An 18,694-nucleotide genomic window follows, 5' to 3' on the forward strand; every position below is an offset into this window, starting at 1 on the left:
CGACGTCAGGCTGGGGCGGCGGGGGTGCGGCGGCCACGGTCGTGGGGCGCGCGGGTGCGGTGGCGACGCGGGGACTGCTGAGGCAGCCGCTGATGAGCAGCGTGGCGGCGAGGGTTCCGGTCAGGGCAAAGGCAGATGGCAGAGCGCGTGATTTCGCGTTCAAACGGGACTCCGGAATGGGTTGTGGTTGGTCCCATGTGTTAACGGCAAGCGCCCGGGGGGCTTGAGAAAACGGCCCTCGATGCAGGGTTTTCTCTGCTTCGTCTTCGCTTCGAGTGGGCCTCTCGCGTAGCTGGTACGGCGTGTCGCTGCCCGCTGCGGAATTTATCAAGAATCCTAAGTGAGGGGAAACAGCGCGAGCGCTTGCTGGCCGACTATCGAATGCCCGGCGCGATGGGCGCTGCGCCATGGCAGCCGGTCAAGCGAAAAGGCGTCTGCCGACGAGCAGAGGCAGACGTAGCACGAACCCGCTCACGAGCCGCAGGTGCATGCCCGCGAGCAGCAGGTTGTCGCGCACGTAGTTGAAGTGCGAAACGCCGCCTTCGCCGGCGCTGAAGTAGCGCACCGGCGCTTCGATGCGAATGGGCCGCACGCCGGCCCAGCACAGCCGCACGGCGGCTTCGGGATCGAAGTCGAAACGGCGCATCCACGTCTGGCGATGCATGATCGCGGCGAGCGGCGCGATCGGATAGACGCGAAAGCCGTAGAGCGAATCGCCGATGCCGGCCCACAGCGTTTCGAAGTCGGCGAAGAAGTTCGAGAGGCGCCGTCCCTGCACGCGCAGTTGCGGCGCGCTCGCGTCGAACTTCGGCAAGCCCAGCACCATGGCCTCGGGCGCGGCCTGGGAGGCAGCCATGAACTCGGGAATCAGCGCGGCGGGGTGCTGGCCGTCGGAGTCCATCGTCAAGACGTGTGTGAAGCCTCGCTCGGCGGCCGCTTCCAGCCCCGCGAGCACCGCGCCGCCCTTGCCGCGATTCTCGGGCAGCACGATCACGTGCAGGCCGGGGTCGTGCAGTGCCATTGCTTGCAGGCGCTCGGCGCTGCCGTCCGTGCTGCCGTCCACCACCACCCACACCGGGTTCCATTGCGCGCGCGCGCCGCGCACGGTCTCGTCGAGCTTCGCACCCGGGTTGTAGCTCGGTATCAGGACGAGATGCGTGGACGAGGCGCTCGGCGTGGACATGGCAGCGGCCGCTCCGGCGGCGGGAGACCCTGAGAAAATGGTAGGTCGCGCCGCCGCGCGCGCATAACCGCCGTCATGTGCGCCGTCGCGGGCATCGCGCCCGACGGGCGGCGCGACTTCGTAACAGGATGCTTCGCCAGCCGTGCCCGTGCTTGCACCGGGCGCGGAGCGCGACTGCCGCTTGGCGTCGAAGGGTTGCACGGACACTTGTCTTTCCTCAGAGGATGCGGTTAGCGCGGAGGCCGCTCAGGCGAGGCCGCCGTTGATCGAGAGTACTTGCCCGGTCACGTAGGCGGCCGCGTCGGAGACGAGGTACGCCACCATGCCCGCGACTTCGGCGGGCTGGCCGGCGCGCTGCGCGGGCACGAGCTGCTTGATGCGCTCGGCGGGAAACGCTTGCTCCGCCATGGGCGAGGCGATGATGCCGGGCGCCACGGCGTTCACGGTAATGCCGCGCGAGGCCAGTTCCAGCGAGAGCGATTTCGTCGCGCCGATTAGCCCCGCTTTCGCGGCCGCGTAGTTCGCCTGGCCGCGATTGCCCATCACACCCGCGAGCGACGCGATATTGACGATGCGCCCGTGGCGCGTGCGGATCATCGGCATGAGGAGCGGCTGCGTCACGTTGAAAAAGCCGTTGAGCGAGACGTCGATCACGCGGCGCCATTGCTCGCGGCGCATGCCCACGAGCGGCGCGTCGTCGTGAATGCCCGCGTTGTTCACGAGGATCTGCACGGGCGCTGCCTCCACGAGACGCTTGAGCGCGGCTTCGGTGGCATCGGCGTCGGTCACGTCGAAGGCGATGGCGTGCGCGCGTCCGCCCGCGGCGACGATGCGCTGCGCGACGGCCTCGGCCTCGCCCAAACGACGGTTCGCATGGACCCAGACTTCGTGGCCCGCCTGTGCGAGCGCTTCGCTGATAGCCTGCCCGAGTGCGCCGCTGCCGCCTGTCACGAGTGCACGCATGCGTATTCCCCCAATGCCGGCGCCCGTGCGTCAGCGCACGCGGTGCGCCTCGACGTAGGCCGCCAGTGCGCCGAGCGTCGCGAAGATCTTTTCGTTATCCGGATTGTCCGAGCGCAGCTCGAAGCCGTACTTCTTCGAGATCAGCAGCGCGATTTCCAGAATATCGATCGAGTCGAGCCCGAAGCCTTCGCCATAGAGGGGAGTATCGGCGCTCACGTTGTCGAGCGAGACGTCTTCGAGATTCAGCTCGGTCACGATCAGCGTGGCGAGCTCTTTTTGCAGTGCGTTCATCATGCGTGGGCTCTTCGGGCACGCCGCCCTTGCGGCGGACGCCCCTTTTTTAGGGTTCGTGTGATGTAAAAGTTACGCGGATTCTAGTCGATGGGTATCGGTGCGTATACGGTGCTGCGGGCCGAAAGGGTTACAGAGGGTCGGGGCCCTCTCGCACGCATTTTGGGATCGGAACGCGCGAGACGCTTGCGCCGCTTTGCGCCTGTCTTCTTCGGACGGAAGCCTTGCCGCGCGGGATTCCGAACATTCAGTTACAAACCGGTGTGATGCTGGACGGGTGTTCGCGTCGCGCCATCTTAAAATGTGCGGGCCGGAACAGGTCCGCAAGAAACCGGCCCGATAATTGCTTTTTTATATGACGATTCGCGACGCGGGCGCTGTACGGCCGCACGCGCGCGAATCCTACGATTCTTACAACGATTGCCAACATGCCATGCTCGTTTAGCCTTACCGCGTTGCGTTGCGCCGGCGTGCGTGCCCGGTCATGCCCGGCGAGTTTCCGGCGTCAGGAGGCGTCGCGCGCCCGGCAGGCTGCAGGGCGATTGCGCGGAGGCACGCGATGACCGCGGTGGCGCCGGCGGCGCGCGCGGTGCTGGCCGTGGCGGCAGTGGTCGCCTGGCAGGTCGGCGCGCATTACGCGGTGGCGACGCCGGGCGCGCACGGCTTTGGCCTTGCGATGGCTTTTGCGCCGCCGCTCGCGATCGCGCTCGCCGCTGCCGCCCGCTCGCCGCGCCGGACAGTGCTGCTGCCGCTCTGGGCGCTCGTCGCGCTGGCGCTCTGGTTTGCGCGCATGCCCCTTGCTTTGCACTTCGCATGGGGATTGTTCCTCGAGCATGTGAGCTTCAACCTCGCGATGGCGCTGCTGTTCGGGCGCACGCTCGCGGCGGGGCGCGTGCCGCTCTGCACGCAGTTCGCGGCGATGATCCACGGCGGCGCGCTCACGCCTGCCGTCGCGCGCTACACGCGCCAGATCACGCTCGCATGGACGCTCTTTTTCATCGCGATTGCCGGCGTTTCGACGCTGATGTTCGCGATTGCACCGATTCTCGCGTGGTCGACGTTCGCCAACTACCTCGCGTTGCCGCTCGTGGCGGTGATGTTCGTCGCCGAGCACGCGTGCCGGCGTTTCGCGTTGCCGGGCGAGCCGCGCGCCGGCATGCTCGACGCGATCCGCGCCTACCGGCAGACGAGCCGGGCGCATTCGTGATGGATGGATGCCGTCTTGCCCGCCTCGCCAACCCAGGATTTCGTTTTGACTGAAGTTATGCAGACTCATCCGCTCGTTTTTCACAAATCGCCCGAGCAGATCATTGCCTGGCGCGACGGCGCGCCCGTCACGGTGCGCGCCTTTCTCGCCGAGGTCTCGCGCGTGGCCGCGGCGCTGCCGGCGGGCGGGCACGTGTTCAACGTCTGCCGCGACCGCTACCGCTTCACGGTGAGCCTGTGCGCGGCGCTCGTGTCCGGCCGCGTCAGCCTGCTGCCGTCCACCCAGACGCCCGAGACGGTGCGCCAGCTCGCCGCCTTCGCACCCGACGCGTTTTGTCTGCACGACGCGCCCGAATGCGCGATCGACCTGCCGCGATTTGCGTATCCCGAATCCGGCGCCGAGCAAGCGCCCGGCGCGCAGGCGCCGTTCGTCGTCCCGCGGATCGACGCTTCGTGTACCGTGGCTTACGTGTTTACTTCGGGCTCCACCGGCGCGCCGGTGCCGCACCGCAAGACCTGGGGCATGCTCGTCGCGGGCGTGCGCGCGTCGGCCGAGCGGCTGGGCTTGCTCGATGCGCGCGACTGCACCATCGTCGGCACGGTGCCGCCGCAGCACATGTACGGTTTCGAGGCGACGGTGCTGCTCGCGCTGATCGGCGGTCTCGCGTTCAGCAACCGGCTGCCGTTCTATCCCGGCGATATCCGCGATGAACTCGAAGCGGTGCCGCAGCCGCGCGTGCTCGTGACCTCGCCGATCCATCTGCGCGCGCTGCTCGGCACCGATCACGCGTTGCCGCCGTCCGAACTCGTGCTCAGCGCCACCGCGCCGCTTTCGGAGAAGCTCGCGAGCGAAGCCGAGGCGCGCCTGAGGGCGCCGCTCATCGAGATCTACGGCAGCACCGAAACCGGCCAGATCGCGACGCGCCGCACCGCACGGGGCGCGACGTGGCATTTGCACCCGAAGATCCGCCTGGAAGCGCGCGAGAGCGAGACCCCGGAAGACGTGGACAAGGGGCCCACGATGTGGGTTTCGGGCGGCCATGTCGAGGAGCCGGTCCCCATGGGCGACGCACTCGAACTGCTCGACGCGGAGCATTTCCTCCTGCACGGACGCAAGACGGACCTCATCAACATCGCGGGCAAGCGCACGTCGCTCGCCTACCTCAACCATCAGATCAACGCGATTCCTGGCGTGGTGGACGGCGTGTTCTTCATGCCCCGGCACGACGAGCGCGACGGCGACGAGCACGTGAAGCGCCTCGTCGCGCTCGTGGTCGCGCCCACGCTTTCGCTCGCCGATCTGCAGCGCGCGCTGCGCGAGCGCATCGACCCCGCGTTCCTGCCGCGTCCGCTCATATTCGTCGATGCGCTGCCGCGCAACGACACCGGCAAGCTGCCGCACGACGTGCTTGCTGCGCTGGTTGCGCTTCATACGGGCGGCGGCCTCGCGCCCGCCACGAAGCACGCGCCCGATGCGAACGAAGCGGGCACGCCGTCGTCCGCGCTCTCGTTCACGATTCCCGCCGACCATCCGGCGCTGCCCGGCCACTTTCCGGGCCACCCGGTGGTGCCCGGCGTCGTGCTGCTCGATCACGCCATCGATGCGATCGGCACCGCGCTGAACCGGCCGCTCGCCACATGGAAGCTCAGCTCCGCCAAGTTCCTGAGCCCGGCCGCGCCCGGCGAAACCTTCGACCTTGCCTGGGATGCCGCTGCGAGCGGCGCGATCCGCTTCACGCTGCGCGCGGGCGCGCGCGATGTCGCGAGCGGCGTGCTCAGCGGCGCAAGCAGCGCCGGCCCTCTCACCCGTGCGAGCGGGCAAACGGGAGCGCAGCCATGACGAATCGCACCGACTGGGCGAACCAGCAGGAACGCAGCAACACGCTGCTTCTGCGCGTCATGACGTGGCTTTCCCTGCGCCTCGGCCGCCGTGCGGGCCGCGCGCTGCTGCACCTGATCGCACTGTATTTCGTGCTGTTTTCGCCGCGCGCGTGCGCGGCCTCGCGCGACTATCTGCGCCGCGTGCTGGGCCGCCCCGCGCAGTGGCGCGACGTCTACCGCCACGTCTTCACGTTCGCCGCGACGATCCACGACCGCATCTATCTGGCGAACGGGCGCTTCGATCTGTTCGACATCCGCCCGCATGGCCACACGCTCGTGGACGCCGCGCTCGAGAAGGGACGGGGCGTCTTCCTGATGGGCGCGCACCTCGGCAGCTTCGAGGTCGTGCGCGCGCTCGGCCGTACGCGGCCCGACTTGCGCGTGGTCGTGACGATGTACGAGGAGAACGCGCAGAAGATCAACGCGACGCTGGCCGCCGTGAATCCGGCGGCGAAGCCCGAGGTGATCGGCCTGGGCCGGGTCGGCTCGATGCTCAAGGTGCACGAGCGTCTCGACCAGAACTGCATGGTCGGCCTGCTCGCCGACCGCACGCTGCTCGCGGACGACGCGGCCACCATGCGGCGCATGGCCTTTCTCGGCGAGCCGGCGGCGTTTCCGCTCGGCCCGCTCTACATGGCCGCGATGCTCAAGCGCCCGGTGCTCTTCATGACGGGCCTTTACCGCGACGGCAACCGCTACGACGTGCACTTCGAAACGCTCGCGGACTTCACGGACGTGCCGCGCGAGGCGCGCCAGCGCACGATCGACGCGGCGCTCGTGCGCTACGTCGCGCTGCTCGACCGCTATTGCCGCGCCGCGCCGTACAACTGGTTCAACTACTTCGACTTCTGGCAGGGCGGCAGAAAGGCCGCGCATGCGGGCGTCCCGGCATCGGCTCCGGCTGCGGCTCCGGCCGCGCCCCGCAAGGCGGGCGCGGCCCCGATGCGCCGCCGCGAGTCGCGCGCCCACGCCGAGCTTCCCGTGCACGAGGTGACCGACGCATGAGCGCGATCCGCCAATTCGTGTCCATGCGCGCGGCGGCAAGCGCTGCATGTTTCCTGATGGTTTCGAGCGCCATCGCGCAGGCGGCCGGAACGACGCAACCGGCCTGGACGATCGACCGCCTCATGTCCACGCTCGCGCAGCACAAGTCCGGCCACGCGAGCTTCACCGAGACGAAATACCTTTCGATCGCCACGCAGCCCGTGGAATCGTCGGGCGAACTCGTGTTCGTCGCGCCCGACCACCTGGAAAAGATCACGCAGAGCCCGAAGCCCGAGCATCTCGTGGTGGACGGCGACATGCTGACCGTGCAGCGCGAGAACCACAAATACACGCTCGCCCTTGCACGCTATCCGGAGCTTGGCGCGTTCATCGAGAGCATCCGCGCGACGCTGGCGGGCAACCGCTTCGCGCTCGAAAAGGTGTACAAGGTCGCGCTCGCGGGCGAGGGCGACGACTGGTCGCTCACGCTCACGCCGCTCGACTCGCGCATGCTCAAAGTGGTGAGCACGATCACCATAGACGGCTCCGGCGACGCATTGCGCAGCGTCGCGATCCAGCAGGCGGATGGCGATCATTCGCTGATGCGCCTGCACGCCCTTTCCGCGGACGCGAACTGATGGATCCGCGCGCCCATCCGCTCCTTGCACGCGGCTTCGCGCTCGCGCAGCGCCGCGCCGTCGCGGTGTGGCTGCTGTGCCTCGTGGCGTGCGCCGTGGCGATAGGCCGCGCGCATTTCACCGCCGATCTCTCGGCGTTCCTGCCGCGCTCGCCGAGCCCGAAGCAGCAGGTGCTCGTCGATCAGTTGCGCGACGGCCTCGCTTCGCGGCTCATTCTCATCGGCATCGACGGCGGTTACGAGAGCACGCGCGCTGCGCTTTCGCGCCGCGTGGCGCAGACCTTGCGCGCCGACCCGCAGTTCGCGGCCGTGCATAACGGCGCGGACGAAAACGACGCGCGCGACGAGCAGTTCATGTTTGCGCACCGCTACGTGCTGAGCCCAGCGGTCACGCCGCAACGTTTCACCGAACACGGGCTGCACGACGCGCTCGGCGAGAGCCTCGATCTGTTGACTTCGTCCGCGGGGCTCATCGCCAAGGATCTGCTGCCGCGCGACCCGACGGGCGAGGTGGCGGCGATGCTCGGCCAGCTCGATAGCGCGGCGCAGCCCGCGAGCCGCGCCGGTGTATGGGCCTCGCGCGACGGCCGGCGCGCCGTGCTCGTCGCACAGACCGTCGCCGCCGGCTCCGACACCGACGCCCAGGGGCGCGCCATCGACGCCGTGCGTCAGGCCTTTGCCGCCGCCGCGGCCACCTTGCCCAATGCTTCGGCCTACCAGGTATCGATGACGGGGCCTGGCGTGTTCGCGGTTGCGACGCGAGATGCCATCCGTCACGACGTGGAACGCCTCTCGACGCTGAGCCTCGTGCTGATCGTCGCGCTGCTGCTCACGCTCTACCGCTCGCCGCGCACGCTGGCGCTCGGGTTGTTGCCGGTGCTCTCGGGCGTGGCGGCGGGCATCGCTGCGGTCGCGCTCGCATTCGGCACGGTGCACGGCCTGACGCTCGGCTTCGGCACCACGCTGATCGGCGAAGCGGTGGACTACTCGATCTATCTGTTCGTGCAGTCGTCGCAAGGTGGGTCACGCGGCGCACCGCCGGGTGCGCTTCAGGGCCGCGACACGCTGCGCGCGTGGCTCGCCGCCTACTGGCCGACCATTCGCCTCGGCGTGCTGACCTCGGTGTGCGGCTTCGCGTCGATGCTGTTCTCGGGCTTTCCCGGCCTCGTGCAGCTTGGCCTCTATTCGATTGCCGGCCTCGTGAGCGCCGCGCTCGTCACGCGTTTCGTGCTGCCGCAGCTTTGCGGCGGCACGGTCGCGATTCGCGATGTCTCGCGCATCGGCGCGGCGCTCGCGCGTCTCGCGCAGGCCGCGCCGCGCTTGCGCTGGCCGCTCGCGGCGCTCGTGCTCGCCGCCGTCGCCTTGCTCTGGTTGCATCGCGACGGCCTCTGGAGCCGCGAGCTTTCCTCGCTGAGCCCGGTGCCCGCCGCGAGCCAGGCGCTCGACACGCGCCTGCGCGCGGACGTAGGCGCGCCCGACGTGCGCTATCTCGTGGTGATTCCGGCCGCGAGCGAGCAGGCCGCGCTCGAAGGCGCGGAGAAGGTCGGCGCGCAGTTGCAGCCGCTCGTCGACCGTGGCGTGCTGGGCGGTTTCGAGAGCCCGTCGCGCTATTTGCCGAGCGACGCGACCCAACGCGCGCGCCTCGCGAGCCTGCCCGCGAAGGATGTACTCGCTGCACGCCTGACCGAGGCGATCAGGAATCAGTCGGTGGACGTGAGGCCGGATGCGTTCGCGCCTTTCCTTGCCGATGTGGAGGCTGCGCGCACCCAGCCGCTGGTCACGCGTGCGGACCTCAAGGGCACGTCGATGGCGCTCGCCGTCGATGCGCTCCTGACCCAGCGCAACGGCCAATGGAACGCGATGCTGGCCTTGCGCGCGCCGTCCAATGCGCAGGGCACGCGTGCTGCGGACGCCCCGAGCCTCGACGCCACGCCCGTGAGCGACGCCGTCGCGCGCGCGAATGTGCCGGGCGCGCTCTTCGTGGACCTGAAGGCCGAGGCGGACCGCCTGTATGCGAACTATGTGCATGAGGACATCCGCCTCTCGCTCGCGGGCTTCGTCGCCATCGCCGTGCTGCTGGCCGTCGCACTGCGCTCGCCGACTCGCGCGGCGCGTGCGCTCGCGCCGCTCGTCGCCGCCGTGCTGGTCGTGGCGGCGGGATTCGCGCTGGCGGGCGTGTCGCTCACCATCCTGCATCTCGTGGGCATGCTGCTCATCGTCGCGGTGGGATCGAACTATGCCTTGTTCTTCTGCAAGCACGACGAGCACGCGAGCGTCACGCCGCGTACGCTCGTCTCGCTGCTGGTGGCCAATCTCGCGACGGTGGCGGGCTTCGGTCTGCTCGCGCTCTCTCACGTGCCGCTGCTCGAAACGTTTGGTCTGACGGTGGGGCCAGGTGCCGTGCTCGCGCTCGTGTTCGCGGCGATCCTCGCGCCGCCGCTGGTTCACGGCACCGACGAGGCACACGCTCCCGACGCGCCCCAACCGCTGCGGCGTCCTGCGCAAACTCGCGCCGAGGCCGCACATTTGAGCCACCCCGACGGAGGCCGCGCATGAGTTCGCCTTCGCTGCCGTCGTCATGCTTCACGCCCGCCGCGGTGCGACGCTGGAAGCCGTCGCCGTTCATTTGCGGCGCGGCGGCGCTGCACGCGGGCGCGGCCGCCGCGCTCGCCGTGCAGCCGGGTGCGTGGCCGTGGGCCGTGGGCAGCGTGGCCGCCTCGCATCTGGCGCTCACCGCCGCCGGCCTGTGGCCGCGCAGCGCGCTGCTCGGTCCGAACTGGACGCGCTTGCCCGAACCTGTGGGGCGGCGCATCGCACTGACCATCGACGATGGTCCGGACCCCGAAGTAACGCCGCGCGTGCTCGATCTTCTCGATCGGTTCGATGCGCGCGCAACGTTCTTCTGCATCGGGGAGCTGGCGCGACGCCATCCGCAGCTGGTCGAAGCGATCGTGGCGCGCGGCCACGCCGTCGAGAACCATAGCGAGCACCATCGGCTTACGTTTTCGCTGTTCGGGCCGCGCGCCATGAAGCGCGAGATCGCGGCCGGGCAGCGCACGCTCACCGAAATTGCGGGCGTCGCGCCGCGCTTTTTCCGCGCGCCTGCGGGCTTGCGTAATCCGTTTCTCGAGCCGGCGCTGTGCAGCCTCGGCCTGCAGCTCGCGAGCTGGACGCGGCGCGGGTTCGACACGCGCGCGCAAGAGGCCGGTGCGGTCACGCGCCGTCTGCTCGACGGTCTTGCGCCACGCGACATCCTGCTAGTGCATGACGGCCACGCGGCCCGCGACGCGCGCGGTGAGCCGCTCGTGCTAGAGGTGCTGCCGCCGCTGCTGCGCGCCGCTGCGGACAACGACCTGCAGTGGGCGACACTGCGCGCGTGTCTGGACGACCAGACGGGCCATCCCTGATTCCACGTATGCGCCAACGGATCGACTGACGTGAAACCCATCCTCCTTTCGCATTTCACTGCCACCAGTTGCCTCGGGCGCGGGCTCGACGCGACGCTCGACGCGCTGCGCGGCAAGCGCGGGGGCCTCGCGCGCTGCGACTTCGAGCGCGCAGACCTCGATACGTGGATCGGCGCCGTGGCCGGCGTCGAGAGCGGGGCCATCCGCGCCGATCTCGCCGACTACGCGTGCCGCAACCACCGTCTCGCGCAGCTCGGCCTCACCCAGGACGGCTTCGCCGAACACGTCCAGGCCGCCGTCGCACGCTATGGCGTGCAACGCGTGGGCGTGTTCGTCGGCACCAGCACCTCGGGCATACTCGAAACCGAAAATGCGTACCGGTTGCGCGACCCGGAAAGCGGCGCGCTCAAACCCGGCTTCCATTACGCGCAAACGCACAACCCGTTCGCGCTCGCCTCTTTCGTGCGCGCGTATTTTGGGCTGCGCGGACCGGCGACGTCGATTTCTTCGGCGTGCTCGTCGAGCGCGAAGGTGTTCGGCTCCGCGCGCCGCATGATCGAAGCGGGGCTCATCGACGCGGCCGTGGTGGGCGGCGTCGATTCGCTCTGCCTGACGACGCTGTACGGCTTCAATTCGCTCGAACTGCTTTCGCGCGATCCGTGCCGCCCGTTCGACGTGAACCGCAACGGCATATCGATCGGCGAGGCCGCGGCGTTCGCCTTCCTCGAACGCGTGCCCGACACGCTCGATGACGACGCGATCCTGCTGCTCGGCGTAGGCGAATCGAGCGACGCGCATCACATGTCATCGCCGCATCCCGAAGGCCTCGGCGCGCGCGCCGCGATGGAGCAGGCGCTCGCGACCGCGGGCCTCGCTGCGCGCGACATCGACTACATCAACCTGCACGGCACGGCCACGCCGAGCAACGACGCCGCCGAAAGCCGCGCGATCAACAGCGTGTTCGAGCGCACGCCGTGCAGCTCGACGAAGGGCGCGACCGGACATACGCTGGGCGCTGCGGGCGCGCTCGAAGCCGTGATCGCGGCGCTCGCGCTGCGGCATCGTTTCTTGCCTGCCGGCGTCAACACCACGCAGCCCGACGCGGCGCTCGGCCTCGACTACGTGCTCGAAAGCCGCGAGGCACGCGTGGGCACCGCGCTCAGCAACTCCTTCGGCTTTGGCGGCACGAACTGCAGCCTGCTGCTCGGCCGCGCGGACCGCGCCTGTCACGGATGACCCTCATGAGACTTTCCGCCTTCATCGAAAGCGTCGGCGTGATCGGCCCGGGGCTCGCCAACTGGCCGCAGGCCGCCGACGTGCTCGCGGCGCGCGCGCCTTACGCGAGCGCACGCACGGTGCTGCCGCCGCCGGACGGTTTGCCCGCCGCGGAGCGCCGCCGCACCGGGCCGGTCGTCAAGATCGCGCTGGCCGTGGGCCACGAAGCCGTGGCGGCGAGCGGCCGTGACGCGACCACGCTCGCCGCCGTGTTCGCGGCCTCGGGCGGCGATGGCGTGAACTGTCACGCGATCTGCGCAACGCTCGCGGGCGACGATCGCCAACTCTCGCCCACGCGCTTTCACAACTCGGTGCACAACGCGCCCGCTGGCTACTGGAGCATCGCGGCGGGGGCGCGGGCGACGTCGAACGTGCTGTGCGCGCACGACGGCAGCTTCGCGGCGGGGCTGCTCGAAAGCGTGTGCCAGGTGGCCGTGGATGGCGTGCCCACCTTGCTGATTGCCTACGATGCGGACTACCCCGAACCGCTTCACGCGGTGCGGCCCGTTGCGGATGCATTCGGCGTCGCGCTCGTGCTCGCGCCGCAGGCGAGCGCGGCGACGCTCGCGCGCCTCGATGTGACGCTCACCGATGCGCAGGCGTCGACGCTGGCTTCTCCCGAACTCGAAGCGCTGCGCACGAACAACCCTGCCGCGCGCGTGCTGCCGCTGCTGGAAGTGCTGGCGTGCCTTGCCGAACCACGTCGGCAGGGCAGCGTGGTGATCGACTACATGCCCGAGGTACGCGTGCATATCGACGTGACGATGCCCGAGGTGTCGGGGGAAGGTGCATGACGATGCAGGCCGACCTGCCGCGCGTCCTCGTGCACGCGATCGCCAACGCAGCGAGGACCGTGCCGCTGGACCATGCGTGGATCGCGGCGCACATTCCGCATAGCGGCGCGATGTGCCTGCTCGACGCGGTCGAGGCGTGGGACGAGACGCGCATTCGCTGCACGGCGACGAGCCATCGCGACGTGGGCAATCCGCTGCGTTCGCGCGGCCGTCTCGCGGCGGTTTGCGGCGTGGAGTATGCGGCACAGGCAATGGCCGTGCATGGCGCGCTGCTGGGTGCGCTGGACGGCGCGCAAGACGGATCGACGACGAGCGTGCCGCGCGTGGGCTATCTTGCGAGCGTGCGCAACGTGGAGGCGCACGTCGAGCGGCTCGATATGCTCGATGCGCCTCTGGTAATCGAGGCCGAGCGCGTGAGCGGAAGCGGCAATACGATCCTTTACGGTTTTACTGTGCGCTGCGACGGCAGCGTGCTGCTTACGGGACGCGCGGCGGTGATGCTCGACGCGTCCGCAGTCATCCGTTGAAAACACAATGGGAGCCCGACGATGAAAACAAAACGGTTCATACTTGCCGCGCTCGTGCTGGGCATGGCCAGCACGATGGCGCACGCCGACCTTCACGAAGTGAAGGAGAACATCAAGCACGATTCGAAGGAGGCGGCGACGAAAACCGGGCACGCCGCGCGCGACTTCGGCCACGCCACCGCGAGCGCGGCGAAGGCCGTGGGCCATGGCATCGCGCACGTGTCGCGCGAAGGTTATGAGGCTACGAAGCGCGCGACCAAGCGGGTGTTTCATAAGGATGGTGGTGGCGATAAGAGCCAGGCGTAAGGCGGTTTTTCGTCGGCGCGTGTACGCGTGAAACGCAATACGGCGGCATCGTTTCTTGTATGGTGTCGCTCCCGAGTGCATCGGGTATCGACAGCCCGTAGCGCTCTTGAACAGCAAGGCCGCTCGTTCATCAATGCGCGGCCTTTTTCATTGTGCGCTTGTGGCCTGTGCATTCGGGTTCGAATACGCCTTTATGCCTGTTTGGCGTCGTGGCAGTAGACGCATGGCGTAACGCCCCGGGGCCGGTTCTTCGCGCGTAGCGTTCTTCCTAGTTTTGTCTGCGTCGCGCCGGGTCGTTGAGCCGCACCGGTGCATCCGACTTGGCGCGATCGCGCCTATTTCGTTCTTTGGATCGACCCGCGAGCCAGCCGTGATAGCGCTGCAAACAGTCATCGACCACACGCATCTAATGCCGCCGTACATGCGCTGCGCCGTTGGTAGCAGCTGCCGCGCTGTGTCCCGGGTTCGGCAAGTTGTCCGCCTCACCCAGTAGCGCGTTGGGTGCGCTCGATAGTTGCATCGAGGCCGCCGCGTATTTGTGATCGCCGGTTAATTCGGCTTCAATGAAGCCGACGCCTGCGGTGTTCGAACAGCATCTGGCGCTCGCCGGTATCGTGCAATCATCTCGACGCCGGGCAGGTACAGGGGGAAGACCCTGGCGTAACGCATCACGCGCCGTGTGGCATCCCCGGTGGTAAGGCGCACGCCGCGGCGTCTGCGGCGATGGCGCACAGCCAGCGCCAGAGCGGCACACCGCCTGCTAAACCAGCGCGAGCAGGTGCGTGTCCAAATCGAGGAAAATGCCGTGCGGCAAGTTCAGTCGGGCTTTGGAAAGGGCTTGCGCACTCACGCACCGAACCGGTTCGGCCTGGTTGCGAAGCACGGCGAAGAAAACGATCCAGTTCGGTTTGGACGCAAGCCCGCCGCGGAACCAGCAGACCAGCGTGACGAAATCGAGCACCCGCCGGCGGCTGAAATTCCGCGCATTCGTATATGGCGTGCCAGCAGTTCAGGGGACTGGAGGTGCGCAATAAACTCGGTCAGTACGGTGTTAACCCGAGTTCTTCCGTGAATTACTAAGGATAACTATGGATAAAATCTTACTATCGAAAACATTTGTTTATAAGGGGCGCGGCTTAAGTTGCGAGGATTGGATCGGAGACCGGGGACAACTTGCACATTTCAATGAACATGATTAACCGGATCGGCACCGCGAACAGCGCGCCTGACCTTACTCCGCCGAGTACACCATACGCAAGTCGCGGGCGCGCCGTTTTTCGGTTGATGGAAGTCGCCGGAATGGGGCAGGCGCCGGTTGCCCCCTGAAATGCGTGCTGCATTGGTTCAGCCCACCAAGGTCGCTGCCCATGGCTCATCATCGTGCGCAAGAAGTCGTCTCCAGGAGATGAGATCTGCGGACGTGGGTTGAAGGGCATTTCGAATGCTTAGCCCCATGAGACGAAATCGAGCAGCCGGCGCCGGCTGAACTGCAGCGTGTCGATGATCTTGCGCGAGAGATCTAGCTCAGTGGAGAGAGGTAATGAACGTATTCAGTATAGGGATCGCCCAGGTTTTTATCTTGAAATAGTGAAGGTGACGACGATCCGCGCTGCCTCACACTTCTACGCTCGGGTGCTTAGATTGAGAGGATCAAAAAAACTCCTCTTTCATGTTTACATTTTCATTTCATGTTCTACGATGGGTCAACGTATCTTTGAAAACGATCTGGCCTGTAACGTTTTAACAGCAGTGGTGGTGCTAACCCGTGTGCTGGTTGCCGCGCGTCCTCATTCGGTACGATTGAAGGTGCGGATCATTTTCCGCACAGGGCGGCGAAGCTTCATCACCACATTTCTTCAAGCAGCAACGCCAAAGAACGGCCCTCAGGATGACCCCTTTACCCGCACCATTCGTAGAAAGCCGCGCCTTGGGTGTGTCACACATGCACGGACTTCAATCAGGAATCCTGTTTGACTGTCCCTTTGACGTGGTCGTCATCGGCAGCGGTGCCGGGGGTGCCGTTGCTGCGGAAACCTTCGTTCGCGCAGGGCTTCGCACGCTGTTGCTCGAAGAGGGTGCCAGACTCATCGCCAATGCCGGGAACGCTGTGGTGGATGCGGACGCCATTCGCGCATTGGCTGGCAACGAAGTGCAGGGATGGGATCCGAGTGGATGGCCATGGAGCACGCGCAACCTTGGAGGAGGCACCGTTTTCTATGGCGGTGCATCATTCCGGTACACTGAATTCGATTTCGATCCTGGCGAGCTCATTCGTGTCGATGGCTTGCCGGTGAAGTGGCCTATCAGTGCCGCCGATCTCACGCCATTTTACGAGGAGATCGAATCGAGTCTTTCTATTGATCACTCGGGATTTGTATGCGCGCGCAGACAGGTTCCTGAGGCTTTGAGCCTGCCCGCGGAACATCTCTGGGAAGGGGCGCTTCGGCTGGGCCTTTGGCCCCGCCCGACCCCGCTAGCGGTCGATCGCGCCCTGTGCGACTGCTGCTCGCTTTGCATCTCGTCACAATGCACGCGCGGCGCCAAGCGCGATGTGGTGCATGCAATGATCGGTCCGCTGGCCGATTCTCCCAACCTGACGCTGCTGACCGGCGTGAAGGCCGTTGCGCTGATGCAGGAAAGGCGTAATTGCGCGAGCGCGGTTCATTGTATGGACGCCCGAACCAAACAGGTTCGTTCCATCCGCGGCCACCGTTTCGTTCTGGCCTGCAATGCGATTCAGACAGCCGCCTTGTTGTTGCGCTCAGTCACACCGTATGCGCCAGGCGGCATTGGCAACGAGCACGATGTCGTCGGTCGGGGGCTTTGCATGAAACTGAGCGAATATTCGCAGGGCATCGTGAAGGCAGACCGACAACAAATCGACTCTCACCCGATCGGTTATCGGGGGCCGTTTTCCACGGTCTGCGTGCTCGACCATTATCTGGATGAACGCTGTCCGACTGGTGTCGGCGGACTGATCTACGAAGCCAAGCATGACAACTGGTACCCCTTGCAGGTCGACGCTTTGGTGTTGCGAGTCGAAACTATTCTTGCGGACCATCCATCTCTTGGGAATCGGGTCCGTCTTTCCAGTAGCACAGACTCTTGGGGCCTGCCGCAGATCATGATCGACTATACGACGGACTCACGGGATCTGGCGCGCCTCGCCTATATGGTGGAAAGGTCAACCGAATGGCTTAAGGCCGCAGGCGCTCGCGATATCCAACACGAAGCCTCTAACTTTGCCAAAGGCAGCACCCACCTGCATGGCACCTGCCGCGCGGGCGATGATCCGCGAACCTCGGTGGTGGACCGGGACGGCAAGCTTCATTCGCTGGATAACGTCTACGTTGCGGATGGTAGCTACATGCCTTACCCCGGCGGCGTAAATCCCACGCTGACGATCCAGGCCAACGCCCTGAGAATTGCTCGCCGCATCGCTCTCGATGCAACAAGTCATGCGAACGACCCGCGAGTGCCGCGCCCCTCTGCAATCTGAAGATCATTCACAAAGCGACCACGGTCATGACGCCAACCTTCCTTCGCCAGTTCATCATTTATACGATCTGCAATGTGACCGGCGAGGAGCCAGGGAATATTGTGGCCCTCGACAAGGTCGAATTGAATACCCGCGATTGGGAACAGATCTTTAGCCGGCTGGAAGCAATCCTCGATGTTCACACCGGCTTGTTGACGTCGACCGAGAGATCCATTTCCATCGAAGCGTTAACGCACTTGCTGCATGCGAGGCTCACAGGAGACATCATCGTCTGACTGACATTGCGAAGACGTCGCGACGATATTGTTGAAGCCTTCCCGCACGCATGCGAGACGTCTTGTATCCGTTGGGGAGGGCTGCATGTCGTGCCACTTCAACCTGTCGCAGATCACAGTCGACAGGTTAGATAACTGGCCTCTGTGCACTGGAGCCGCCACTAAAGCTTGACCTGCTTAACCGAAGGCTTGATCCATATGAGAGTCCTGAAGCTGACGCCCTTTTTCCATCACCCAGACGTCGAATCCTGGCCAATGGCTTTCGATTCGGTCGGTGGCATGCAGGTGCAGACTTGGCGACAGGCGGTCTGCCTCGCGGAAGCAGGCATCCATCAGCATGTGATGACAATCGGCTTTCCGGGACTGCCAAAACTACGGCAGTTGCATCCGCTGCTGTGGGTGGAACGGATGATGATACCCATGCCCCGCATCCGCTCCGAGTTCAGTGGGCTGGTTGGGCTGACCCAGTCGTGGGCTGCAGCCACATTGTATGCACTACTGCAACGAGCGCGCAGGCAAGATTTCGATGTCGTCCATGTGCACCTCGACGGCCAGATTTCCGCGCTGCTGGTCGCTTGCGTGGCTCCTCGACTGCTGCGACGCCCGCTGATCCTGACGGTGCACTGCTCCCGTCTCGCAGTCTATACGCCAAGCTCATGGCTGGATATCTTTCAACACCGGCTAGCCCGGCGGCTTGAACGACGAGCCGTCAGCCTGGCTTTCGCCGTCATGGCCTTGACCCAACGAACCGCCGTTGTGCTTGCACAGGATGCCCAGCGTGTCGAGATCGTTCCCGATATGGTCGATACAACCCAGTTTGCGCCGCCGCCGGTTGAGGCGGTGACCGCGTTCCGCGAGCGTCATGGTCTGCGAGGACGAACGGTGGGCTTTGTGGGCAGGATCGCGAAAGAAAAGGGATGGCCGCATCTGATTCCCCTCGCCTTGGCTCTTCGCGAGAACGGGTGCGAGTTGCTGATCGTAGGCGACGGCACGCAACGGGATCGCCTGCTGGACGCCGTTGACAAAGCAGGTTTGCTGGACTGGGTGACGGTTACAGGTTTCATCCCCAATCATGAAGTGCCTGTTGCGATGGCAGCCTGCCATCTGATCGTGATGCCGTCGTTGTATGAGGAGTTCGGGGGGGGCCAGCATCGAGGCCCTGGCCACCGGCGTGCCGGTAGTGGCCTTTGCCGTTGGCGGCCTTCAAGAAATCTTGCGTGACGTCACTCCCGATTTATTGATCGCACCGGGGGACACGCCCGCGCTGATCGCACGAGTCAAAGAGGTGCTCGCCGGCCATCATGCACAGAAAACCAATCCGTCTCGGTTGCGCGCCTATGTCGAGCAACGCTATTCGCCAGCCGCGATGGTCGCACGGACGCTCGACCTCTATCAGTCGGCAAAAATCAACGCAACGAGATCTGCCACGGGCTGACCTCCGGGGTACCCGCCCTGCGTGGCGTTGG

The 18,694-nt window shown here is 66.2% G+C and carries 18 protein-coding genes; 14 read left to right on the forward strand and 4 right to left on the reverse strand.

Features of this window, described 5'->3' with window-relative positions; translation table 11 throughout:
• Positions 1 to 418 precede the first annotated feature (418 nt).
• From VSR34_RS34925 to VSR34_RS34935, 3 genes are all read right to left on the reverse strand, one after another.
• Positions 419 to 1,183: a glycosyltransferase family 2 protein gene (locus VSR34_RS34925; RefSeq protein ID WP_028211213.1), complete on the reverse strand. Its 765-nt coding sequence runs from the start codon at positions 1,181 to 1,183 to the stop codon at positions 419 to 421.
• Positions 1,184 to 1,429: 246 nt separating this feature from the next.
• On the reverse strand, positions 1,430 to 2,146 hold the full coding sequence (fabG, locus tag VSR34_RS34930; RefSeq protein WP_342964833.1) for a 3-oxoacyl-ACP reductase FabG: 717 nt from the start codon (positions 2,144 to 2,146) through the stop codon (positions 1,430 to 1,432).
• A 30-nt stretch (positions 2,147 to 2,176) separates the two neighbouring features.
• The gene (locus VSR34_RS34935) at positions 2,177 to 2,437 is read right to left on the reverse strand and encodes a phosphopantetheine-binding protein (protein WP_028211215.1); all 261 of its coding nucleotides are present in this window, start codon (positions 2,435 to 2,437) and stop codon (positions 2,177 to 2,179) included.
• A 559-nt stretch (positions 2,438 to 2,996) separates the two neighbouring features.
• Between VSR34_RS34935 and VSR34_RS34940 the strand changes: the two genes are divergently transcribed.
• From VSR34_RS34940 to VSR34_RS34985, 10 genes are read left to right on the forward strand one after another with little or no spacing between them, the layout of a single operon-like run.
• Positions 2,997 to 3,644 carry a hypothetical protein gene (locus tag VSR34_RS34940; protein ID WP_342964834.1) on the forward strand — a complete coding sequence of 216 codons (648 nt, stop codon included), beginning with the start codon at positions 2,997 to 2,999 and terminating at the stop codon, positions 3,642 to 3,644.
• A gap of 57 nt (positions 3,645 to 3,701) precedes the next feature.
• Positions 3,702 to 5,483, forward strand: a complete 1,782-nt coding sequence (locus VSR34_RS34945; RefSeq protein ID WP_342964852.1) for an AMP-binding protein — start codon at positions 3,702 to 3,704, stop codon at positions 5,481 to 5,483.
• Entirely contained in the window at positions 5,480 to 6,529 is a 1,050-nt protein-coding gene (locus VSR34_RS34950; protein WP_342964835.1) for an acyl-CoA synthetase, read from the forward strand. The genes VSR34_RS34945 and VSR34_RS34950 overlap by 4 nt, the downstream gene beginning before the upstream one ends.
• Before the next feature lie 56 nt (positions 6,530 to 6,585).
• The gene (locus VSR34_RS34955; protein WP_244145298.1) at positions 6,586 to 7,146 is read left to right on the forward strand and encodes an outer membrane lipoprotein carrier protein LolA; all 561 of its coding nucleotides are present in this window, start codon (positions 6,586 to 6,588) and stop codon (positions 7,144 to 7,146) included.
• On the forward strand, positions 7,146 to 9,701 hold the full coding sequence (locus tag VSR34_RS34960; RefSeq protein WP_342964836.1) for an MMPL family transporter: 2,556 nt from the start codon (positions 7,146 to 7,148) through the stop codon (positions 9,699 to 9,701). Before VSR34_RS34955 ends, VSR34_RS34960 begins: the two co-directional genes overlap by 1 nt.
• Positions 9,698 to 10,552 (forward strand): polysaccharide deacetylase family protein, encoded by an 855-nt coding sequence (locus tag VSR34_RS34965; RefSeq protein ID WP_342964837.1) that lies wholly within the window; start codon positions 9,698 to 9,700, stop codon positions 10,550 to 10,552. Before VSR34_RS34960 ends, VSR34_RS34965 begins: the two co-directional genes overlap by 4 nt.
• Before the next feature lie 30 nt (positions 10,553 to 10,582).
• Positions 10,583 to 11,788: a beta-ketoacyl-[acyl-carrier-protein] synthase family protein gene (locus VSR34_RS34970; RefSeq protein ID WP_028230173.1), complete on the forward strand. Its 1,206-nt coding sequence runs from the start codon at positions 10,583 to 10,585 to the stop codon at positions 11,786 to 11,788.
• 5 nt (positions 11,789 to 11,793) lie between these two features.
• A complete protein-coding gene (locus tag VSR34_RS34975; RefSeq protein WP_028230174.1) occupies positions 11,794 to 12,621 on the forward strand; it encodes a beta-ketoacyl synthase chain length factor in 828 nt (275 codons plus the stop codon).
• Positions 12,622 to 12,623: 2 nt separating this feature from the next.
• On the forward strand, positions 12,624 to 13,148 hold the full coding sequence (locus VSR34_RS34980) for a hotdog family protein (protein ID WP_342964853.1): 525 nt from the start codon (positions 12,624 to 12,626) through the stop codon (positions 13,146 to 13,148).
• 21 nt (positions 13,149 to 13,169) lie between these two features.
• A complete protein-coding gene (locus VSR34_RS34985) occupies positions 13,170 to 13,454 on the forward strand; it encodes a hypothetical protein (protein WP_342964838.1) in 285 nt (94 codons plus the stop codon).
• 760 nt (positions 13,455 to 14,214) lie between these two features.
• Here the strand turns inward: VSR34_RS34985 and VSR34_RS34990 are convergent.
• The gene (locus tag VSR34_RS34990; protein ID WP_342964839.1) at positions 14,215 to 14,415 is read right to left on the reverse strand and encodes a hypothetical protein; all 201 of its coding nucleotides are present in this window, start codon (positions 14,413 to 14,415) and stop codon (positions 14,215 to 14,217) included.
• 981 nt (positions 14,416 to 15,396) lie between these two features.
• Here VSR34_RS34990 and VSR34_RS34995 point away from each other — a divergent pair.
• The 4 genes from VSR34_RS34995 (at position 15,397) to VSR34_RS35010 (ending at position 18,663) form a co-directional block, all read left to right on the forward strand.
• Complete coding sequence (locus VSR34_RS34995; RefSeq protein ID WP_342964840.1) at positions 15,397 to 16,953, forward strand: GMC family oxidoreductase; 1,557 nt, start codon at positions 15,397 to 15,399, stop codon at positions 16,951 to 16,953.
• Positions 16,954 to 16,979: 26 nt separating this feature from the next.
• Complete coding sequence (locus VSR34_RS35000) at positions 16,980 to 17,228, forward strand: DUF6137 domain-containing protein (protein ID WP_342964841.1); 249 nt, start codon at positions 16,980 to 16,982, stop codon at positions 17,226 to 17,228.
• Positions 17,229 to 17,426: 198 nt separating this feature from the next.
• Complete coding sequence (locus tag VSR34_RS35005; RefSeq protein ID WP_342964842.1) at positions 17,427 to 18,449, forward strand: glycosyltransferase; 1,023 nt, start codon at positions 17,427 to 17,429, stop codon at positions 18,447 to 18,449.
• Complete coding sequence (locus tag VSR34_RS35010; protein ID WP_342964843.1) at positions 18,409 to 18,663, forward strand: hypothetical protein; 255 nt, start codon at positions 18,409 to 18,411, stop codon at positions 18,661 to 18,663. The genes VSR34_RS35005 and VSR34_RS35010 overlap by 41 nt, the downstream gene beginning before the upstream one ends.
• Positions 18,664 to 18,694: the final 31 nt, after the last annotated feature.

Origin of the sequence: Paraburkholderia sp. JHI2823 (assembly GCF_038900695.1) — a bacterium.
Lineage (GTDB): Bacteria > Pseudomonadota > Gammaproteobacteria > Burkholderiales > Burkholderiaceae > Paraburkholderia > Paraburkholderia mimosarum.

What these genes read in the sequence shown, in the direction of transcription:
- VSR34_RS34925 (WP_028211213.1), bottom strand. Translation starts at nt 1,183, where the DNA reads ATGTCCACGCCGAGCGCCTCGTCCACGCATCTCGTCCTGATACCGAGC.
- fabG (WP_342964833.1), bottom strand. Translation starts at nt 2,146, where the DNA reads ATGCGTGCACTCGTGACAGGCGGCAGCGGCGCACTCGGGCAGGCTATC.
- VSR34_RS34935 (WP_028211215.1), bottom strand. Translation starts at nt 2,437, where the DNA reads ATGAACGCACTGCAAAAAGAGCTCGCCACGCTGATCGTGACCGAGCTG.
- VSR34_RS34940 (WP_342964834.1), top strand. Translation starts at nt 2,997, where the DNA reads ATGACCGCGGTGGCGCCGGCGGCGCGCGCGGTGCTGGCCGTGGCGGCA.
- VSR34_RS34945 (WP_342964852.1), top strand. Translation starts at nt 3,702, where the DNA reads ATGCAGACTCATCCGCTCGTTTTTCACAAATCGCCCGAGCAGATCATT.
- VSR34_RS34950 (WP_342964835.1), top strand. Translation starts at nt 5,480, where the DNA reads ATGACGAATCGCACCGACTGGGCGAACCAGCAGGAACGCAGCAACACG.
- VSR34_RS34955 (WP_244145298.1), top strand. Translation starts at nt 6,586, where the DNA reads ATGGTTTCGAGCGCCATCGCGCAGGCGGCCGGAACGACGCAACCGGCC.
- VSR34_RS34960 (WP_342964836.1), top strand. Translation starts at nt 7,146, where the DNA reads ATGGATCCGCGCGCCCATCCGCTCCTTGCACGCGGCTTCGCGCTCGCG.
- VSR34_RS34965 (WP_342964837.1), top strand. Translation starts at nt 9,698, where the DNA reads ATGAGTTCGCCTTCGCTGCCGTCGTCATGCTTCACGCCCGCCGCGGTG.
- VSR34_RS34975 (WP_028230174.1), top strand. Translation starts at nt 11,794, where the DNA reads ATGAGACTTTCCGCCTTCATCGAAAGCGTCGGCGTGATCGGCCCGGGG.
- VSR34_RS34980 (WP_342964853.1), top strand. Translation starts at nt 12,624, where the DNA reads ATGCAGGCCGACCTGCCGCGCGTCCTCGTGCACGCGATCGCCAACGCA.
- VSR34_RS34985 (WP_342964838.1), top strand. Translation starts at nt 13,170, where the DNA reads ATGAAAACAAAACGGTTCATACTTGCCGCGCTCGTGCTGGGCATGGCC.
- VSR34_RS34995 (WP_342964840.1), top strand. Translation starts at nt 15,397, where the DNA reads ATGCACGGACTTCAATCAGGAATCCTGTTTGACTGTCCCTTTGACGTG.
- VSR34_RS35000 (WP_342964841.1), top strand. Translation starts at nt 16,980, where the DNA reads ATGACGCCAACCTTCCTTCGCCAGTTCATCATTTATACGATCTGCAAT.
- VSR34_RS35005 (WP_342964842.1), top strand. Translation starts at nt 17,427, where the DNA reads ATGAGAGTCCTGAAGCTGACGCCCTTTTTCCATCACCCAGACGTCGAA.